This window comes from Paenibacillus sp. J53TS2 (genome assembly GCF_018403305.1).
Classification (GTDB): Bacteria; Bacillota; Bacilli; order Paenibacillales; family Paenibacillaceae; genus Fontibacillus; species Fontibacillus rhizolycopersici.
Genome location: NZ_BOSK01000002.1, coordinates 606043 through 621585, shown reverse-complemented (window position 1 = coordinate 621585; position 15543 = coordinate 606043). Strand labels below are relative to the sequence as shown.

The window sequence follows — 15543 nt, the reverse complement described above, 5'->3', positions numbered from 1 at the left end:
GATGATAACGCTAGGATCCATGAGGCCTTGAGGTTTTAGCAAAGTTAGCGAAGAAAATTCCAAAGCAAGAGTAAAACCTACTATTAATTGTACTCCCCACCAAACAGTGTTAATCTGAAATTCGGCAACCTTAAGTTCACACGCTGCCGCACACCCCACAATACCCGCCGTTATGGCGATTCAGAAAGGTAACACCATGATTAAAATAGATAATCTATCCTTCTCTTTCCCGCAAAAAAAACTCTATCAAAACATTTCCTTCACGCTCGAAGAAGGCCAACACTGTGCCTTTATCGGCACGAGCGGCAGCGGGAAAAGTACACTGATTGAGATGCTGATGGACCCGGAAAGACATTTGTTCGAGGGCAAGCTGGAGATCGACCCGGATTGCAGAATCGGGTACGTTAGCCAATTCTCGCAGGTGGACAAAACGAAAGAAATGACCGTTTTTGAATATATCGGGGAAGAGTTTATCAAGATCCAGGACGAACTCACCGCGATTTACGCTGAGATGGCAACCACGTCGGATATGGATTCGCTGATGGAAAAGGTTCAATCGGCATTGGACGCACTCGATGCATTAGGCGGGGATGATTTCGAAAGCACGATTCATAAGCAGCTGAATCTCGCCAATCTGATGAAGCTGAAAGACGCCAGAGTAACTTCCTTGAGCGGCGGGGAATTCAAGCTGATTCAAGTCATGAAGGAAATGCTCGGCAGCCCGGATTTGATGATTATGGACGAACCGGATGTGTTTTTGGATTTTGAAAACCTCAATACGCTCAAAAAATTAATCAATTCCCACAAAGGCATGCTGCTGGTCGTTACGCACAACCGCTATCTGTTGAATCATTGCTTCAATAAAATCATCCATCTCGAAAACATGGAGATCCAGGAGTTTGACGGGCGGTATATCGATTATAACTTCTCGCTGCTTCAGACCAAGATTGAGCTGCAAGAAATCGCGATCGCCGAAGCCGAAGAAATCGAGCGATACGATCACATCATCGACAATCTTCGAGAGATCGCAACCAATGTTGCAGACGCGTCCAGAGGAAGGGCATTAAAAGCCCGAGTTAAGTTTCAGGAAAGATTGGAAGCACGCCGAATCAAAGCGCCGTTTGTCGAGATCAAGCAGCCGAATATTCGTTTTGATCTGGATCGTAAAGTGGAAGACGCCACTGTCGTAAAGGTTGCCAATTACAGCGTGGCCTTCGACGAGCTGCTCCTGCACAACGTTAATTTCGAGATCCAATCTACAGATAAAGTCGCGATCATCGGCCCGAACGGCACAGGGAAAACGACTTTGCTCCGCGAAATTTTCAAAAACAACCATGACTCCATCGAAATCAATGCAGATGTGAAAGTGGCTTATTTATCGCAGCTTCAAGACGAAACGCTAAAAGACTCGAATACGATCCTGAATGAATTCATCGACGCGGGGTTCAAAACGTATGACGAGATTAGAGCGTATCTTGCGAACTACGGCTTTGAAGGCGAAATCCTGGATCAGAAGATCCAATCCTTATCCGGTGGAGAAAAGAACATGCTTCAACTGGCTAAAGTCGCTGGTAGTCAAGCCGACCTGCTGCTGTTTGATGAACCGACCAGCCATTTGGATCTCTATACGCAGATTGCGCTGGAGAAAGCCATCGAAGACTACAAAGGCGCGATTCTGATGATTTCCCACGATTTCTATTCAGTCGTAAACGGCATGGATTATGTGCTGATCATTGACGACAAGACGATTAGAAAAATGAGTATGCGGAAATTCAGACAGATGATCTATGCCAGACATTTTGATAAAGACTATTTGGAAAACGAACAAAAGAAAAAGTCCGTTGAAATGCAGATCGAATTAGCGTTGAAAAATACGGATTTTGAAACAGCAAAAGGCTTGGTCGACGAGTTGGAAGACATCATTAAGCAGCTTTAGACGGCAACGCTCATGGTGAAGGTAGAAAATGGCCAAAAGAAGACACTGATGAATAATCTCTCAGTGTCTTTTTACTGCATACTTATTGAATTCACTATGGTTCTAATTTACTAATAGGTAAGTGTCAACTTCTTCTATATGGATTGCTTTATTCCATTATTAAAGACAGCTCAATTTTGTAATTGTTATTTAGTTAATTCAAACAGACTATCCCTTAGAGAATACAACTAGGTTAGTGCTACAAAACAGGCATGAACATTATTCAAAAGGAATGGAAACAGCGGTTAACCATTTTATATTAAACCAATTTAATGATGTAATGGTCAACGTAGTTTCAATATAATACAAAGATAGATTTGTTGTTAATTATTAAATTTTGCAGATTTCTTTTAACTCCGATAAATAATTTATCGTATATGTGCTTTTAATCGTATCTAATCCTGATGATATTTTATTTGATGGATTAAACAAACAAGTATCGATACCCATATTGGTTCCACCTAATATATCAGTGTTTGGAGAATCCCCAATAATAAGCAACTTATCTAAATTTTTATCATCGATATAAAAGATGACATGTTCAAAGAATCTTCGATCAGGTTTTTGAAAGCCGATTGATTGAGAGTCAAATATATCACTGAAGAATTTATACAAACCGGACATTTTTAATCTTTTGATTTGAGTTTTTCTTATCCCATTTGTAACAATTATCATTCTATGTGTTTTCGAAAGTTTTTCGCATGTTTCCAATGCACCATCAATTAAGAGATATCCATCAGCGAGATATTCCCTATATTTATTTTCCCAAGCAATACCATCTATATCTATATTGTGTAACTTTAACGCTTCTGAAAATCGTGAATTTAACACGAGTTCTAATGGTATTTCACCTTTTTCATATTGTAACCATAAATTTTTGTTAATTAAATCATATGTTTTTCTAATTTCGTTAGTCAATGGAACTTTGTGTTCTGAAAATAAATTTTCCAGTGCAATTTGTTCATATGCATCAAAATCAAGTAATGTTCCATCTAAATCAAATAATAAAGTTGAATATTTCATTTTTACCCCTCTTTCATTTTACTATATTTATTTAATGTCAAAATATAAGTTATGTATAAATGGATGAGGAAAATAAATGACATCAATGAAACATAGATAAGTCTTCTTTACATATTTAAGTTGTTGTGAAAGGTAATAAATTTTATTATTTATACAGATTATGGTGAATTTGGTGATACTTAATTATAGTTTTTGGTAAGAAATACTCAATAATAATAACATTTGAAATTTTTAGTCTCTTCACTTCGAACTACATGCTATGGTAAAGTAAAATTCTTTCAGAAAATCTGCAATATGTTTAAAAAAACCTCAAGTTACCTCTAATTCATATAGTGAGTTGTCAAATTGCACGAATATCAATTTTTTTGATTCTGAATCAACCTAACTATATTACACTACAGCAATCAAACGCTATCCTTAACAAGGATAGCGCTTGATTGCTGTAGTGTATACATAAATAAAGTTTCTTATTTTGTGGTTGTTGCGAAAGCTCCCATTGAAATGGAGATTCGATTCCAATTATTAATTTGATTGATCAGGATAACAAGATCAACATAGTCTTTTTCACTAAAATGTATACGCACCCGATTATAAAGTTCATCAGGTACACGCTTAGTTGGAACTAGCGTCACATGTTCAGCTAATTCTAATGCTACTTTTTCAGCATCTGTGTAGAAATCGCTGTCTCCCCAAACGCTTACACAGAATATACGCTGTTCTGTTTCACCCATTTTTCTAGCGTCAGCGGTATGCATATTAATACAATAAGCACAGCCATTAATTAGAGAAGTACGGATTTTTATTAGCTCACGGAGTTTACGATCTAATCCTGTAGATCTATTGTATTTTTCCATCTCCATCATAATTCCAATAGCTTCAGGTGCTATTTCCAAATAATTAATACGTTGTTCCATGTTCATTCCTCCTAGATATTGTTACAGACTATAAGAATGTCTGTTATCAAAATACGAAATTGTTAGTCATATTCTAATAACAGACAACCTTAAAGGCATATGTTTATATCAAATAAATTGTTATGCTATCAGTTTCAAACCAATAACCGCTATTAAGGTCATACTTATAAATAAAAGTCTCTTCCAATCATTTGATTCCTTATAAAATACCATCCCTACCAGTGTACCCCCTATGGTACCTATTCCAGTCCAGACAGCATATGAAGTCCCCATCGGGAGTGCCTGCATTGCTAAACTTAGAAACCCAAAACTCAATAACATCCCTCCCAAAAAAGTGGTAAATGATCTTAAGTTTCTATGTTTACTCACTTCGTTCATACCTATAACTGCAACCACTTCAAATGCACCAGCTAAAATGAGATAAGTCCAATCCACTACACGGCCTCTCCTTTTTCATCCGAAACTTCATTTGTTACCATTTTCAGACCGAACACACCAGCCAACAGCAAAAGTATAAGGAATAATTTAATCCAACTGAATGGTTCTTCAAAAACAATTATTTCTGCCAGAACTGTTCCCATTGTGCCGATACCAGTAAAAACTGCATAAACAGAACTGACCGGCAATCTATTGGTAGCACAAATCAAAAGGTAAGTTGAAATAAAAATCGCGATAATTGTGCCAACCCAAGTTTCCCAATTACTTGAATGTTTCAATCCAATTACCCACAATATTTCAAAAAAAGCTGCTCCCAAAATAAATGTCCAATCTCGATTCATGTAATCCCCCCACGGTAGACACCTAGAGACATCTATTCATTTTTAAGTTTTTCAATCGATAAACGCACGGCAGCTTCTTCTGCTTCTTTATATGCTTTTTCCAATATGTCATCACGATTTAATAAATTTGTGCCTTGAGCCCTAATTATTTGATAATCTTTAATTCCTATTAAATTAAACATTGATTTCAGGTATTTATGAGAGTATTCAACTTCAGTATACCAATCAGCATTTGTATAAATTGATCCGCTGGCTTGTATAACGAGTAAACTTCGGCCATCATTTAGTAAACCCACTGGTCCATTTTCCGTATATTTAAAAGTCTCCCGAACAATAAGAATGTTATCCATATAGTCTTTTAGCTTTGAAGGTATGTTAAAGTTATGCAATGGCATAATAATTACATACTTATCCGCACTTTTAAATTGATGTAATATCGTAGTCATACGCTGAGTAATTCTTCTCTCTTCATCTGTAATCCGTTCACCTTCCGCCAACTTTTTCCAGGCACTTAATACAGTAGGGCCAATTGAGGGTAAATCTTCGCTGTAAAGATTTATTTTTTCAATCCTCTCTATTGGGTTTTTTAGCTCTTTATAATGCTTCAAGAAATGATTGTATACCTGCAAGCTAAAAGAGGATGTAGAATCACCATTCGAGTGAGCATTAATTACAAGTATTTTATCCATTAATAATTCTCTCCTGTAACTAGAAGTATTACTCGTACTGTTGAAAAAAAATAAAATGAATGAATTTTAACGTAAACAAAAGTCTTTGAAGCAGTCAAATTCAGGTTCCATTTGTTTTTTGAAAACTAACAATGTTATTGTATAATGGAATCTGACATCTAAAAAGGTACAATTATATAAAAATATACATGTCAAAGGTGGTAGTTAATGAAAAATACAATATTTGCTTTTAGAGAGGGTTCCTCTAAATACAAACAAATTTATGAGCAATTTAAAGTATTTATTGAGAAGGGTGACATAAAAACTAACGACCAATTGCCTTCTATTCGTCAACTTGCAGAATCCCTTCAAGTAAGCAGAAATACGACGTTAATGGCATATGAGCTACTTGTAGCTGAAGGTTACATCCGTGGTGAAGGGAGAAAAGGATACTTTGTTAACGAATTGGAGCCAATGTTATTTCAAAATGCTTCAATTCCTACAGATAAAAAGGAAAAAAAATCGGAAATACCTGTGATAATAGATTTCCGAACAGGAGCCGTCGATCAGAATAATTTCCCTCTGAAAACTTGGAGAAAAATTGCTAATCATGTTTTAACATTATCGGTGAGCTATCAATACGGGGAACCATTCGGTGAAGACTGCTTACGTGAACAAATAGCTAGTTATTTATTGCAATCTCGTGGTGTTAAAACACACTTAGATTCCATAATAATTGGCGGTAGTACCCAACAAATGTTGATTAACCTTGTACACATCTTAAAGGATGAATATCCAAGCATAATTGTTGAAGACCCAGGATTTGATGGAGCTAGGAAGGCCTTTCAATTCCATCATTTAACACTTGAAACAATACCAGTTTATGAAACAGGTATTGACTTCTCAAAATTAGAAGATATGATGTCAAGATTAATCTTTGTAACTCCTTCACATCAAAGTCCATTTGGGGTAAGTATGACCATTCAACAGCGACAGATGCTTATCCATTGGGCTAACAAATTGAAAGGCTTTATTATCGAGGACGATTATGATAGTGAATTCCGGTATTCACAAAAACCATTGCCAGCACTTGCTTCTATAGATTCTACTAGGGTTATATACATAGGGAATTTTTCAAAGTCATTCCTTCCAGGAATTCGTCTAAGTTATATGGTACTTCCACAGAATCTTCTAAATCTTTATAAAAAGCAATATATTGATTTCGATAGTATGACTTCCCTCCATAGCCAACTTACAATGGCGAAGTTTATGGAAAAAGGAGAATGGATACGTCATCTAAAAAGGATGCGACTTGTCTATAAGCGGAAAATGCAGTGCTTTGTATTAGAATTAAAGAAGCAATTCGAGCAAAATATAACCATTATTGGAGAAGAATCTGGTTTATACTTATTAGTAAAATTGCATTTAAATCGTTCAGAAAAATGGTTAATTCAACAAGCTTCTTTATTTGGAGTGAAAGTTTATCCCACCTCTATTTATTTTGTTAAAAATCAATCAGATGAACCAATTATTAAGCTAGGATTTAGCCATCTGACTAGTGATGAAATACGGTTAGGAGTTAAGCTTCTAAAAAAAGCATGGTCATAATTAGTCACTATAGTAGAAGGATGGGGGTTCCATCTGATCCTTTTTAAGTCAACTGCCCGTTAGTGCAGTAAGCACCGCTTAACAAAGATGAATAAATATTAGTGTATATACAATCTTACCCTAAAGTAATAATTCATTGATTAATAAACATACTGCCAGAACATACATTAGTTAGTTGTCAGAAACAGTATTGACAGGTAACTGGAAGGGCTGAGAATAGGGAAAATCACGCAGCTTTTCAGCATTGTCGCCTGACGTCACAAAACTGAGGTCAAACGTATCACCGTTTATTTGTTCAAAATAATAACGTAAGGTTCACCTTGAGATGGCTTGCCAGGTTATAACTTCAATGGCTTCTTATCGCGGACTCGTACAACGCAAAACATTCGACAAGCATTTCTACACTTCGCTCATCGACGGCGTCGTACTCCCGGCCCTCAAAAATCCGTTAACATCTCCAAATGAAACGGAATAGGGAAAGCGAGAATCGTAAGAAGTTGGGTATAATGATATGATGGTTTAAGCTCGGAGTACGGGTACAGCAAACAATCTAATACAGGCAAAGGAAGTAGACGATAATGATCAATATCACCATTCCCACCCCTGATGTCACCATAACCAAAAAGGTTAATCCTCAGGAAAGTAACATTTACGGCTTCACCGAATTTCACCTGATCACTAGAGAGTTAGGTGGGATTTTCATGTTTTACAACGATAAAGATGAATTGTTGCTCGTCGGAAAAGCCAGAAAGCTAAGACCGAGAATAAAAAAACATTTTGAGGATGCCGTATCCCCGATCAGAATGCATAGAGACGAAGTAACGAAAATCGAAGTTTGTATCGTGGAAGATCCTGTCCACAGAGAAATTTATGAAACGTACATCATTAATGAGGGCAAGGCCAAATATAACGAAGACAAAGTATTTTTCAAGCAGGCTTAAAATGACAAGTAATCCTAAACGTTACCGTTTCAGTGAAGCGCCAATCTGGAAAGTCCAGCGAGAGTATTATGAAGAGAAGGGAACGAGGGCCTGGAATAATGACCAAGTCCCCCAATATATAACGAGTAATCCCATGATTGCAGCTGCCTATGCAGAAATGATCTTTGGGTTTCTTCAAGATCGGGTGAATAGGGGAGATGGCTCTGAGCCCGTGCATATAGTGGAGCTTGGAGCAGGAGCGGGACGTCTTGCTTTCCATTTGCTAAACGAATTGTGTCAGTTAGTAGACTACGTCGGGATCTCGCTGCCTCCGTTCCGCTATATCATGACAGATTTGGCCATGGACAATGTTATGGCTTGGAAGGCGCATCCCGCGCTTCAAACGTTTATTGCCGAAGGATTACTGGACTTTGCGCAATTTGATGCTGTGCATGATTCAGAGCTGAACCTCATTGTAACAGGCACAACCATTCGTGAAGGAGATTTAAACCAACCCCTAATCCTTATTGCCAACTACTTCTTCGATAGCATACCGCAGGAATTGATTTACATTGGAGAGGGGAAGGTTTATGAAACGGATGTTTACGTTGAGCAACCCGAACATCATGATTCGCTTCAACCCGCAGAATGGTTAGATCAAATCCATTTAAGCTATGAGCATCGACGAGCGCCTGAGTACGAACAGGAAACCTATCCTTACCGCAATGTGATTTCCATTTATCAGGAACAACTTGAAGACTCGCATATTTTATTTCCTGCTGCCGGTATCGCTTGTTTGGAGCGTTTGAATCGGTTATCCCCGTCGGGATTTCTTTTGATCACAGCAGACAAAGGAGATCACTTGCTGGATAGCTGGGCTTTTGCAGAACCGCCCGAGTTGATTTTACATGGAAGCTTTTCATTAACGGCAAACTACCATGCGATGAAGTATGTCTACGAACAAAAAGGAGCTGAGGCGTTATTCCCTCCGCATCATTATAAAAATATTAATGTGGGCTGTATTCTCTATCTTGATAAACCATTGGATTATCATCATTTGCGATTAGCCTACCGTCGTTGTATCGAACGCTTTGGTCCTGATGATTTTTTTAATATGAAAGGGTGGGTGGATCGCAATCTAGATAGCATGGAGTTGCAGCAAATCTTAAGTTTCTGGCGTTTGGGCGGTTATGATGCGGAATTTTTCATTCAGAGCACGAAGCGGATTTCCAGCCTGTTGCCAGAATCCAATGAAGACGAAAAGCAGGATTTGCTTAGTGGCATTCAACGGATGTGGTCCTCGTACTACGTCATGGAGCAGCGATATGATCTGGCGCTCGATGCGGGATTGATCCTATTTGAGATGGACATGTACGAACCCTCCAAATATTATTTGGAGATTTCGGTACACGAAGAGCAAGACGAGGTCGTATCCACTGTATTTTATTGCCTAGCCATTTGCTGTTTCGAGTTAGACTTCATTGAAGACGCAAAGAGGTACTTGCAAAAGTTGTTGGAACTTGAACCTGATAATGAAGAGGCATTAGCGATGATGAGTTATTGATGATGCGGTTACTGCCGAATGGAAGGATCGATCCAGTGTAAGGCGTACCCCATAGACCGCTTAATTTACCGTCTTATTGACAAAATCAATCTCAGTTCGGATCCCTTTATGGGCATCATTCCACAGGCCCTTTGTCAGGCGAATGCGCAGCAGACAGGTGTTAGGGTCTTCGTCGTTATTGGCTTCGTAATACCACTCGGCAAATATTTTGCGCAGCTTCGTCATCATCTCCGCGTTTTTATCGTCACACACCCAGCCCAGGTTTTCAGCGATCCCATCGGCTGTAAAGTTTTCGACGATGATACAAACGGCGACTTCGGGGTTTTGGGCGATCTGCTGCATCTTGTTTGAAGTTGCGTAGGTGACGGTGTAGAACGCGCCGTCCTCATAATAGGCGTCCACAATACGGGCGGCGGGGCGGCTTTTGCCATCGGCCCCCGGCTCCAGCGCGATGGTAGACAATGAGATCAGACCGTCCTTGTTGCCTAATTTATCTTCCAGCAGCTTCATGGCTTCGTCGTACTTGTTCAATTTAGTCCCCCCCAAATTGGAATAAGGCTTATACTATTAAACATATCATTGTGAAGTCTTATTTCATGTGAAAAATATTACGATAACAAGCGAGTAGAAAGGAGCATCATCCTATGGAAGTAACCGCACAGGAAGTGGCAGAATGGATGGTCAAGGAAATCAGGTTTAGGGGAAACCTATATCAGACCGATGCGATTGAATATGTGAAGACCCATTTCGGCGAACAATTTGTTTTCGTGAATGAGAACGGAAATGCATCGCTGTCTAAAGAGGTGAAGAAGGCTTTTCGCAAACTTCACGGGGGAAGAATTGCTTGGGACCGCGACGGATTCTTTTGGGCTTGGACCTGAACCCAGGGGGGCTGGTATCCATCAATTTATATCCCCGAGAAGATAACATTCCTCAACTGAACGATCAGACTTTTAAGTTCCTTCTCCCTCTCCAAATAGGACAGCGAGGCCTGTATTAACGGATGATTCGCTGCCTCCTTGCTAACCTCCGTCTGGATGAAACGGGAAAGCTCCCTTATTTCCGATCGATGTGCGGCACCGGCCGGGATCGTATTCATGGCCGTATCCATCTCCCGAAACAGTTCTGAAAGAATCTGCTCCTTCTCACCCTGCCGGTCCTCGAATCCCCAGTTTAAATACCTCTCGAATGAAGTTTGGTTCAGCATAGACTTAGGCTCGGACGTCATCATATGCTTAACGAGCACATGGAGCTTGTCCAAGATGAACTTCGCCGTTTCCTCGAGGGATAACGACCTCTCCTCATATACAATCCAAAATAGATATTCCTTCAGAATCGCCCGATAGATGGCAACCAAATCCCATAGATACGGTTGGATTTCCTCGCCATATACATGCAGCAAACACTCTCTATGCCATCGGATGAGCCGGCCCCTAACCTTGTGTCTCAGCGGCTGGAACTTGGGATCCTGTTGAATAGGGAGCTCCGTAAATTCGACCAGAATATGTTTGTACTCCATAAAGTAGCGGAATCGCAAAACGATCTGCTGAACAAACTGTTCTTCCGGCGATAGTCCGGGAAGACGTGTCAGCTCATCGACTTGATCAAAATAATGGTTATGACATTGATTAAATACCTCGCTAAAGAGATCCTCTTTGGAAGGAAAGAATTTATAGACCGATCCTTTGGAAATACCGCAATCCTCGGCAATATCCTGGATCGTCGTCGAAAGAAACCCACGTTCCTTAAAAAGCCTCGTCGCTGATTGTATGACTTCTTCCCTTGTCACATTCATAAAAAGATTCTCCCCCTTGACGTACTATGAATCATAGTACAAAATATAAAACATCAAGTCAAATGACTGTGAGTTCACGATTGTTAACATGCAGTCAAAAAAATGATGGGGAGAATGTCAGTATGGAAAAATTATTTGATCCGCAAAAAACAGCGCTGGTTGTCATTGATCTTCAAAAGTGGTTGGGGAACCAATACGCCCCTTATTCCGCCGAGCAGGTGGTATCCAACGCCGCCGACTTGGCAGATGCCTTCCGTAAGCAAGGCTCGATGGTTGCCCTGGTCCGGGTATCCAGCAAAGACCTGAAGGATATCCCTAAACCGAAGTTGGATACCCCTGCACCTGCACTGAATCTGCCTGAGGGATGGGATGAGATCGTCCCGGAAATGCGGGTCGCTGATACGGACCACATCATTACCAAGAAGCAGTGGGGGGCCTTTTACGGGACGGAGCTGGACCTGCAGCTGCGCCGCAGGGGAATCGATACCATCGTGTTATGCGGCATCGCAACCGGACTTGGTGTGGATACGACTGCACGGGAAGCATTTATGCATGGCTATCAGCAGATTTTTGCAATTGATGCAATGACCGGGTTTTCCCAAGCCGAGCATGATTACGTGAAAAACTATATTTTTCCGCGTATTGGGCGTACTCGGACCACCCAAGAAATCATCTCTGCCCTTACTGAAAGGGAATCCTAAGGCTATTGCAGGAGGTTGATCTCTATGATCCCAAGGGGAAGTCCCCAGAACGATCGGATGTACCCCTGGTATGTCCTATCCGTAACCAGCCTCGGTGCGTTTCTGGTTCTGGTCAATATCGGAACGCTGAATGTCGCATTGCCGGAACTAAGCCGGCATTTTCATGCAGATGCAGCAACTTCTAGCTGGATTTTACTTTCCTACATGTTGGTTAACACCATTCTGATTTTGGTCTTCGGTCAAATTTCGGATATTTTTGGGAAAAGAAGGATGTACTTAATAGGGTTGGCCGTCTTTACCGTGACCAGTCTGCTTCTTGGCTATTCCCCGAACGCAGGGGTGCTCATTCTTCTCCGCATCATACAGGCTGCCGGGGGAGCTCTCGTGGTGACGAACACTACGCCTTTGATAACCGATGCCTTTCCCCAATCGCAGCTTGGTACCGGTCTAGGCCTGAATATCTTGTCCGCTTCCATGGCGCAGGTGCTAGGCCCCGTCGTAGGCGGCCTGGTAACGACGGCTTGGGGCTGGAGGTGGGTATTCTGGTTCAATGTCCCCTTCGGTATCATGGCCTTCATCTGGGGGCTCCAAATTCTAAGGGAGAAGCCGCTGACAGAGCCTCGAACCAAAGTCGATCGATATGGGGGTATCCTTGTCTTTATCGCTTTAGCTGGTTTAATCCTAGCTCTATCCAAGGGGGGAGAGTTGGGCTGGGGAGACAAGCAAGTGATTGGAGGTTTTGCTGTATTCGCGGTAATAACTCCAATATTTTTAGGGTATGAGCATCGATCGGCTTCCCCTTTACTGGAACTAAGTCTTTTTAAGAATTGGATGTTCGCTATGGCGAATATCGCTACCTTCTTTCATTCCTTTGCTCGCACGGCGGTTGCCCTGCTTTTTGCACTGTACTACCAATTTGCCTTCCACCAAAACGCACTGGATGCCGGTCTAAGGATTCTTCCCATTACGATAGGGATGTTGATCATATCTCCCGTTGCCGGCATGTTAACCAAGAGAATCGCTCTTCGAGTCCTATCCTCGCTTGGAATACTCCTATCCATAGCAGGACTTCTGCTGCTCTTATTCGTTCTCGGAGGGAATTTCCCTTACGCGGCCACCGCATGCGGGATGCTGTTAATCGGCATCGGGACGGGCTTATTTCTGACTCCGAATACGATGGAGATCATGTCATCCGTTCCTGAGAACAGCCGAGGGGTGGCAAATGGGCTGCGGTCCATGCTCTATAACTTGGGCCAGGTCCTGAGTACGGCCCTTTCTTTAACCATTGTCAGTGCGGCGCTGCCGGCTCATATGAAAAACGTGCTGTATTCCGGAAAAAACGCTGCGATTTCGGACGTTGATTTTGCATTCATCATTCATGGCTACCGCTGGGTTATCATCGCATTGCTATGGACTTCCCTATTGGCCCTTGCAGCATCGTGGTTTCGTCCTCAACCGAAAAACAGAGCTTACAAAGGCTCTTCCGTAGCCAGCTGAATTCGAGTATGGGGTGCCGTAGAAGGGAATGGGGAATATGGAGATGCCGTGTTACAAATGGTCGTAAAGCAGAAGATCCTCTTAATAAGTTAAAGGAGATTAGATTACTCTAATCTCCTTTAAACGATCTTCTTTTCTTCGTGTGCCTTGAATTAGCATCCACAATGATCAGATATTTGATCAACTTTTGTTGTGTCTGAGACAGGAAAGTTCATTTCTTGCCATGCCGCAATTCCTCCGGTCAACTCTTTAACTTGATAACCTTGCTCCAATAAAGACTTTGCTACTTTAGCCGCAGTATTGCACCAGACATCCCAGCAATAAACGATAATTTCCTTATCCTTGGGTACTTCATTTAATCGGCTGGGCAATTCTTGTTCAGGTATCACATGAGCATCCTTAATGGTTACACTTCTTACATGAATGGGGCCGTTTCTAACATCCATTAAGAAGTATTTCTCCGGATCCATTTGGTTAGATCTCATATAATCCATAGGGCTAATAGTTGCTTCCAGACGTGCATTAAAATAATCAAGTGCATTCATATTTAACATCTCCTGTTCTTTATAGTGATCTCCAAACTTTAACAAGCGAGTCTTTAAGTAATTGCTTTTCTTGCTGAGATAAAGGAGCTAAAACGTCTAATTCGATCTGGTTTAAAAATTCCCAACGTGAGTCTAAAACCTCTTTTCCCTTTTCAGTGATCACAAGACTATAGGATCTTCGATCATTAGGGTTCTTTGTACGCTCCACAAATCCTAAAGATTCCAAATGGTCCATGTGGCTTACCATCGTGGTCCTGTCGATTTGTAGGTTATCTGAAATCTCTTTTTGTGATGAATAAGGGTTCTCCTGAACAAATAAAAGTACCCCATATTGTCTTGCATGAATATTGAAGGGGAGAAGTCCTTCGGCAAACTTATTTTCCATTTGTTGCAGAACTTTTCCAAGCAAAAAACCATAAGATTGATTCCATTTATTCACCCCAACAATCACCTCCTGTGATAATCCGTATATTATATAATCAGCATAACTGATTAATTTTCAAATCGCAAGTGTTTATTGAAAGATGTTTTGTACCATTCCGGGTTATGACTAAGAATACAAATAGCTAAAAGCACAAAAGGCCATCCTTAGGGGGTGGCCTGAATTAGAGATATTGTGACTTTATTTCTTCAAGTTGTTGGAGATAACTTTTCTTGAGCTGTTCCGGAAATTCAATTTTTACATGTTTTCCATACGAACAAAGATAATGCGTCATGTAATCGAGTTCAGCTTCATTATAGCCACCCGTCAGATAAGAGATCCCATCCTTCTCTTCAAGCACCATATTCGGGTAATGATGCTTTAAAAATAATTCTTTCCCAAACGAAGTTAATTGAGCACGAAAAGGGATATTATGATAATTTCTTTTGTGTTCCTCATGAGAAATCTTCAGTTCTTTAAGGGAGTGGGTATGTTCAATTTCTTCAAGAATTTCGCACTCTGACATATAATCACAGCGATAGGTTCCCCACATTCCTTGGTTTACCTCGTAAGCACTACAAAACCAAATGCCATTGCGATAAAACAATTCATAAACCTGAAGATCAATTTGAATGGTTTCATGTTGAGAGTAGATCATTCGAACCACTTTTTCTTCCATAATCGCAGTTAAGATAAGCGCAAGATATTCTGGCGGATGAATTGGAGCAACGCTATAATACCGAACCACCTCAAGCATCCGATCAAGATACTCTTGCTGGCTCTTAGGTAAAGTGGCCAATAATTTCTGTCGGATATGGGGATATGATTTTTCGAAAGGTGTGCTTGAGAGAATGCTTAGGGCGTTCAATGCGAAAAAAATAGCTCGAATCTCATCCTTGTTGAAATAAACTGGGGGCAGCAGGGTTTGGTTAATCAATTTATAACCACCGTATCTGCCGCTTTCTGTATAATAAGGCAAACCCAACCCAGTCAATTCTTCAAGATCTCTTAGTGCCGTTCTTTTAGAAATATGGAACTCTTCCATCAAGTCTTTTAAGCGAAATTCGTGTTTATTGCTCAAAAAAATAAGTTCCTGATTGAGACGTTCTGCTTTTTTCAATCTTTCCTCCGCC

Annotated in this window: 17 protein-coding genes; 7 read left to right on the top strand and 10 right to left on the bottom strand. The window is 40.6% G+C overall.

The genetic code is table 11. From position 1 onward, the window contains the following. The first annotated feature begins 196 nt into the window (after positions 1-196). The gene (locus tag KJS42_RS07520) at positions 197-1936 is read left to right on the top strand and encodes an ABC-F family ATP-binding cassette domain-containing protein (protein ID WP_213622493.1); all 1740 of its coding nucleotides are present in this window, start codon (positions 197-199) and stop codon (positions 1934-1936) included. 369 nt (positions 1937-2305) lie between these two features. On the opposite strand, the gene KJS42_RS07515 is transcribed toward KJS42_RS07520, so the two are convergent. From KJS42_RS07515 to KJS42_RS07495, 5 genes are all read right to left on the bottom strand, one after another. Then, positions 2306-2998 carry a YjjG family noncanonical pyrimidine nucleotidase gene (locus tag KJS42_RS07515; RefSeq protein ID WP_213622492.1) on the bottom strand — a complete coding sequence of 231 codons (693 nt, stop codon included), beginning with the start codon at positions 2996-2998 and terminating at the stop codon, positions 2306-2308. A gap of 467 nt (positions 2999-3465) precedes the next feature. Then, on the bottom strand, positions 3466-3912 hold the full coding sequence (locus KJS42_RS07510) for a carboxymuconolactone decarboxylase family protein (protein WP_213622491.1): 447 nt from the start codon (positions 3910-3912) through the stop codon (positions 3466-3468). 120 nt (positions 3913-4032) lie between these two features. After that, positions 4033-4347 (bottom strand): DMT family transporter, encoded by a 315-nt coding sequence (locus tag KJS42_RS07505; protein WP_213622490.1) that lies wholly within the window; start codon positions 4345-4347, stop codon positions 4033-4035. Then, complete coding sequence (locus tag KJS42_RS07500; RefSeq protein WP_213622489.1) at positions 4347-4691, bottom strand: DMT family transporter; 345 nt, start codon at positions 4689-4691, stop codon at positions 4347-4349. Before KJS42_RS07500 ends, KJS42_RS07505 begins: the two co-directional genes overlap by 1 nt. Positions 4692-4723: 32 nt before the next feature. Further along, complete coding sequence (locus KJS42_RS07495; protein WP_213622488.1) at positions 4724-5380, bottom strand: FMN-dependent NADH-azoreductase; 657 nt, start codon at positions 5378-5380, stop codon at positions 4724-4726. Positions 5381-5587: 207 nt separating this feature from the next. On the opposite strand from KJS42_RS07495, the gene pdxR reads away from it, so the two are divergent. From pdxR to KJS42_RS07480, 3 genes are all read left to right on the top strand, one after another. Beyond that, a complete protein-coding gene (pdxR, locus tag KJS42_RS07490) occupies positions 5588-6967 on the top strand; it encodes a MocR-like pyridoxine biosynthesis transcription factor PdxR (RefSeq protein ID WP_213622487.1) in 1380 nt (459 codons plus the stop codon). Between the two features lie 578 nt (positions 6968-7545). Continuing rightward, a complete protein-coding gene (locus tag KJS42_RS07485; RefSeq protein ID WP_213622486.1) occupies positions 7546-7908 on the top strand; it encodes a nucleotide excision repair endonuclease in 363 nt (120 codons plus the stop codon). A gap of 1 nt (position 7909) precedes the next feature. Then, entirely contained in the window at positions 7910-9451 is a 1542-nt protein-coding gene (locus KJS42_RS07480) for an SAM-dependent methyltransferase (protein WP_213622485.1), read from the top strand. A gap of 60 nt (positions 9452-9511) precedes the next feature. Here the strand turns inward: KJS42_RS07480 and KJS42_RS07475 are convergent, their stop codons facing one another. Then, positions 9512-9982, bottom strand: coding sequence for a pyridoxamine 5'-phosphate oxidase family protein (locus tag KJS42_RS07475; protein WP_213622484.1), 471 nt, complete (start codon positions 9980-9982; stop codon positions 9512-9514). A 113-nt stretch (positions 9983-10095) separates the two neighbouring features. Between KJS42_RS07475 and KJS42_RS07470 the strand changes: the two genes are divergently transcribed. Further along, positions 10096-10332: a DUF6953 family protein gene (locus KJS42_RS07470; protein WP_213622483.1), complete on the top strand. Its 237-nt coding sequence runs from the start codon at positions 10096-10098 to the stop codon at positions 10330-10332. Between the two features lie 26 nt (positions 10333-10358). Here the strand turns inward: KJS42_RS07470 and KJS42_RS07465 are convergent, their stop codons facing one another. Then, positions 10359-11246, bottom strand: a complete 888-nt coding sequence (locus KJS42_RS07465) for a TetR/AcrR family transcriptional regulator (protein ID WP_155604590.1) — start codon at positions 11244-11246, stop codon at positions 10359-10361. A gap of 122 nt (positions 11247-11368) precedes the next feature. On the opposite strand from KJS42_RS07465, the gene KJS42_RS07460 reads away from it, so the two are divergent. Together KJS42_RS07460 and KJS42_RS07455 are read left to right on the top strand one after the other, a co-directional pair. After that, positions 11369-11947, top strand: a complete 579-nt coding sequence (locus KJS42_RS07460; protein WP_155604591.1) for a hydrolase — start codon at positions 11369-11371, stop codon at positions 11945-11947. A 24-nt stretch (positions 11948-11971) separates the two neighbouring features. After that, on the top strand, positions 11972-13444 hold the full coding sequence (locus tag KJS42_RS07455) for an MFS transporter (RefSeq protein WP_213622482.1): 1473 nt from the start codon (positions 11972-11974) through the stop codon (positions 13442-13444). Positions 13445-13596: 152 nt separating this feature from the next. Here the strand turns inward: KJS42_RS07455 and KJS42_RS07450 are convergent, their stop codons facing one another. The 3 genes from KJS42_RS07450 to KJS42_RS07440 all read right to left on the bottom strand — a co-directional run bounded on the left by KJS42_RS07450 (position 13597) and on the right by KJS42_RS07440 (position 15530). After that, entirely contained in the window at positions 13597-13989 is a 393-nt protein-coding gene (locus tag KJS42_RS07450) for a rhodanese-like domain-containing protein (RefSeq protein ID WP_155604593.1), read from the bottom strand. Positions 13990-14008: 19 nt separating this feature from the next. After that, a complete protein-coding gene (locus KJS42_RS07445) occupies positions 14009-14428 on the bottom strand; it encodes a MarR family winged helix-turn-helix transcriptional regulator (RefSeq protein ID WP_193417561.1) in 420 nt (139 codons plus the stop codon). A 166-nt stretch (positions 14429-14594) separates the two neighbouring features. Then, positions 14595-15530 (bottom strand): helix-turn-helix transcriptional regulator, encoded by a 936-nt coding sequence (locus KJS42_RS07440; protein WP_213622481.1) that lies wholly within the window; start codon positions 15528-15530, stop codon positions 14595-14597. Positions 15531-15543: the final 13 nt, after the last annotated feature.

Excerpts from the sequence above, each read along its gene's own strand:
- KJS42_RS07520 (WP_213622493.1), top strand. The coding sequence starts at position 197 with ATGATTAAAATAGATAATCTATCCTTCTCTTTCCCGCAAAAAAAACTC.
- KJS42_RS07515 (WP_213622492.1), bottom strand. The coding sequence starts at position 2,998 with ATGAAATATTCAACTTTATTATTTGATTTAGATGGAACATTACTTGAT.
- KJS42_RS07510 (WP_213622491.1), bottom strand. The coding sequence starts at position 3,912 with ATGGAACAACGTATTAATTATTTGGAAATAGCACCTGAAGCTATTGGA.
- KJS42_RS07500 (WP_213622489.1), bottom strand. The coding sequence starts at position 4,691 with ATGAATCGAGATTGGACATTTATTTTGGGAGCAGCTTTTTTTGAAATA.
- KJS42_RS07495 (WP_213622488.1), bottom strand. The coding sequence starts at position 5,380 with ATGGATAAAATACTTGTAATTAATGCTCACTCGAATGGTGATTCTACA.
- pdxR (WP_213622487.1), top strand. The coding sequence starts at position 5,588 with ATGAAAAATACAATATTTGCTTTTAGAGAGGGTTCCTCTAAATACAAA.
- KJS42_RS07485 (WP_213622486.1), top strand. The coding sequence starts at position 7,546 with ATGATCAATATCACCATTCCCACCCCTGATGTCACCATAACCAAAAAG.
- KJS42_RS07480 (WP_213622485.1), top strand. The coding sequence starts at position 7,910 with ATGACAAGTAATCCTAAACGTTACCGTTTCAGTGAAGCGCCAATCTGG.
- KJS42_RS07470 (WP_213622483.1), top strand. The coding sequence starts at position 10,096 with ATGGAAGTAACCGCACAGGAAGTGGCAGAATGGATGGTCAAGGAAATC.
- KJS42_RS07465 (WP_155604590.1), bottom strand. The coding sequence starts at position 11,246 with ATGAATGTGACAAGGGAAGAAGTCATACAATCAGCGACGAGGCTTTTT.
- KJS42_RS07460 (WP_155604591.1), top strand. The coding sequence starts at position 11,369 with ATGGAAAAATTATTTGATCCGCAAAAAACAGCGCTGGTTGTCATTGAT.
- KJS42_RS07455 (WP_213622482.1), top strand. The coding sequence starts at position 11,972 with ATGATCCCAAGGGGAAGTCCCCAGAACGATCGGATGTACCCCTGGTAT.
- KJS42_RS07450 (WP_155604593.1), bottom strand. The coding sequence starts at position 13,989 with ATGAATGCACTTGATTATTTTAATGCACGTCTGGAAGCAACTATTAGC.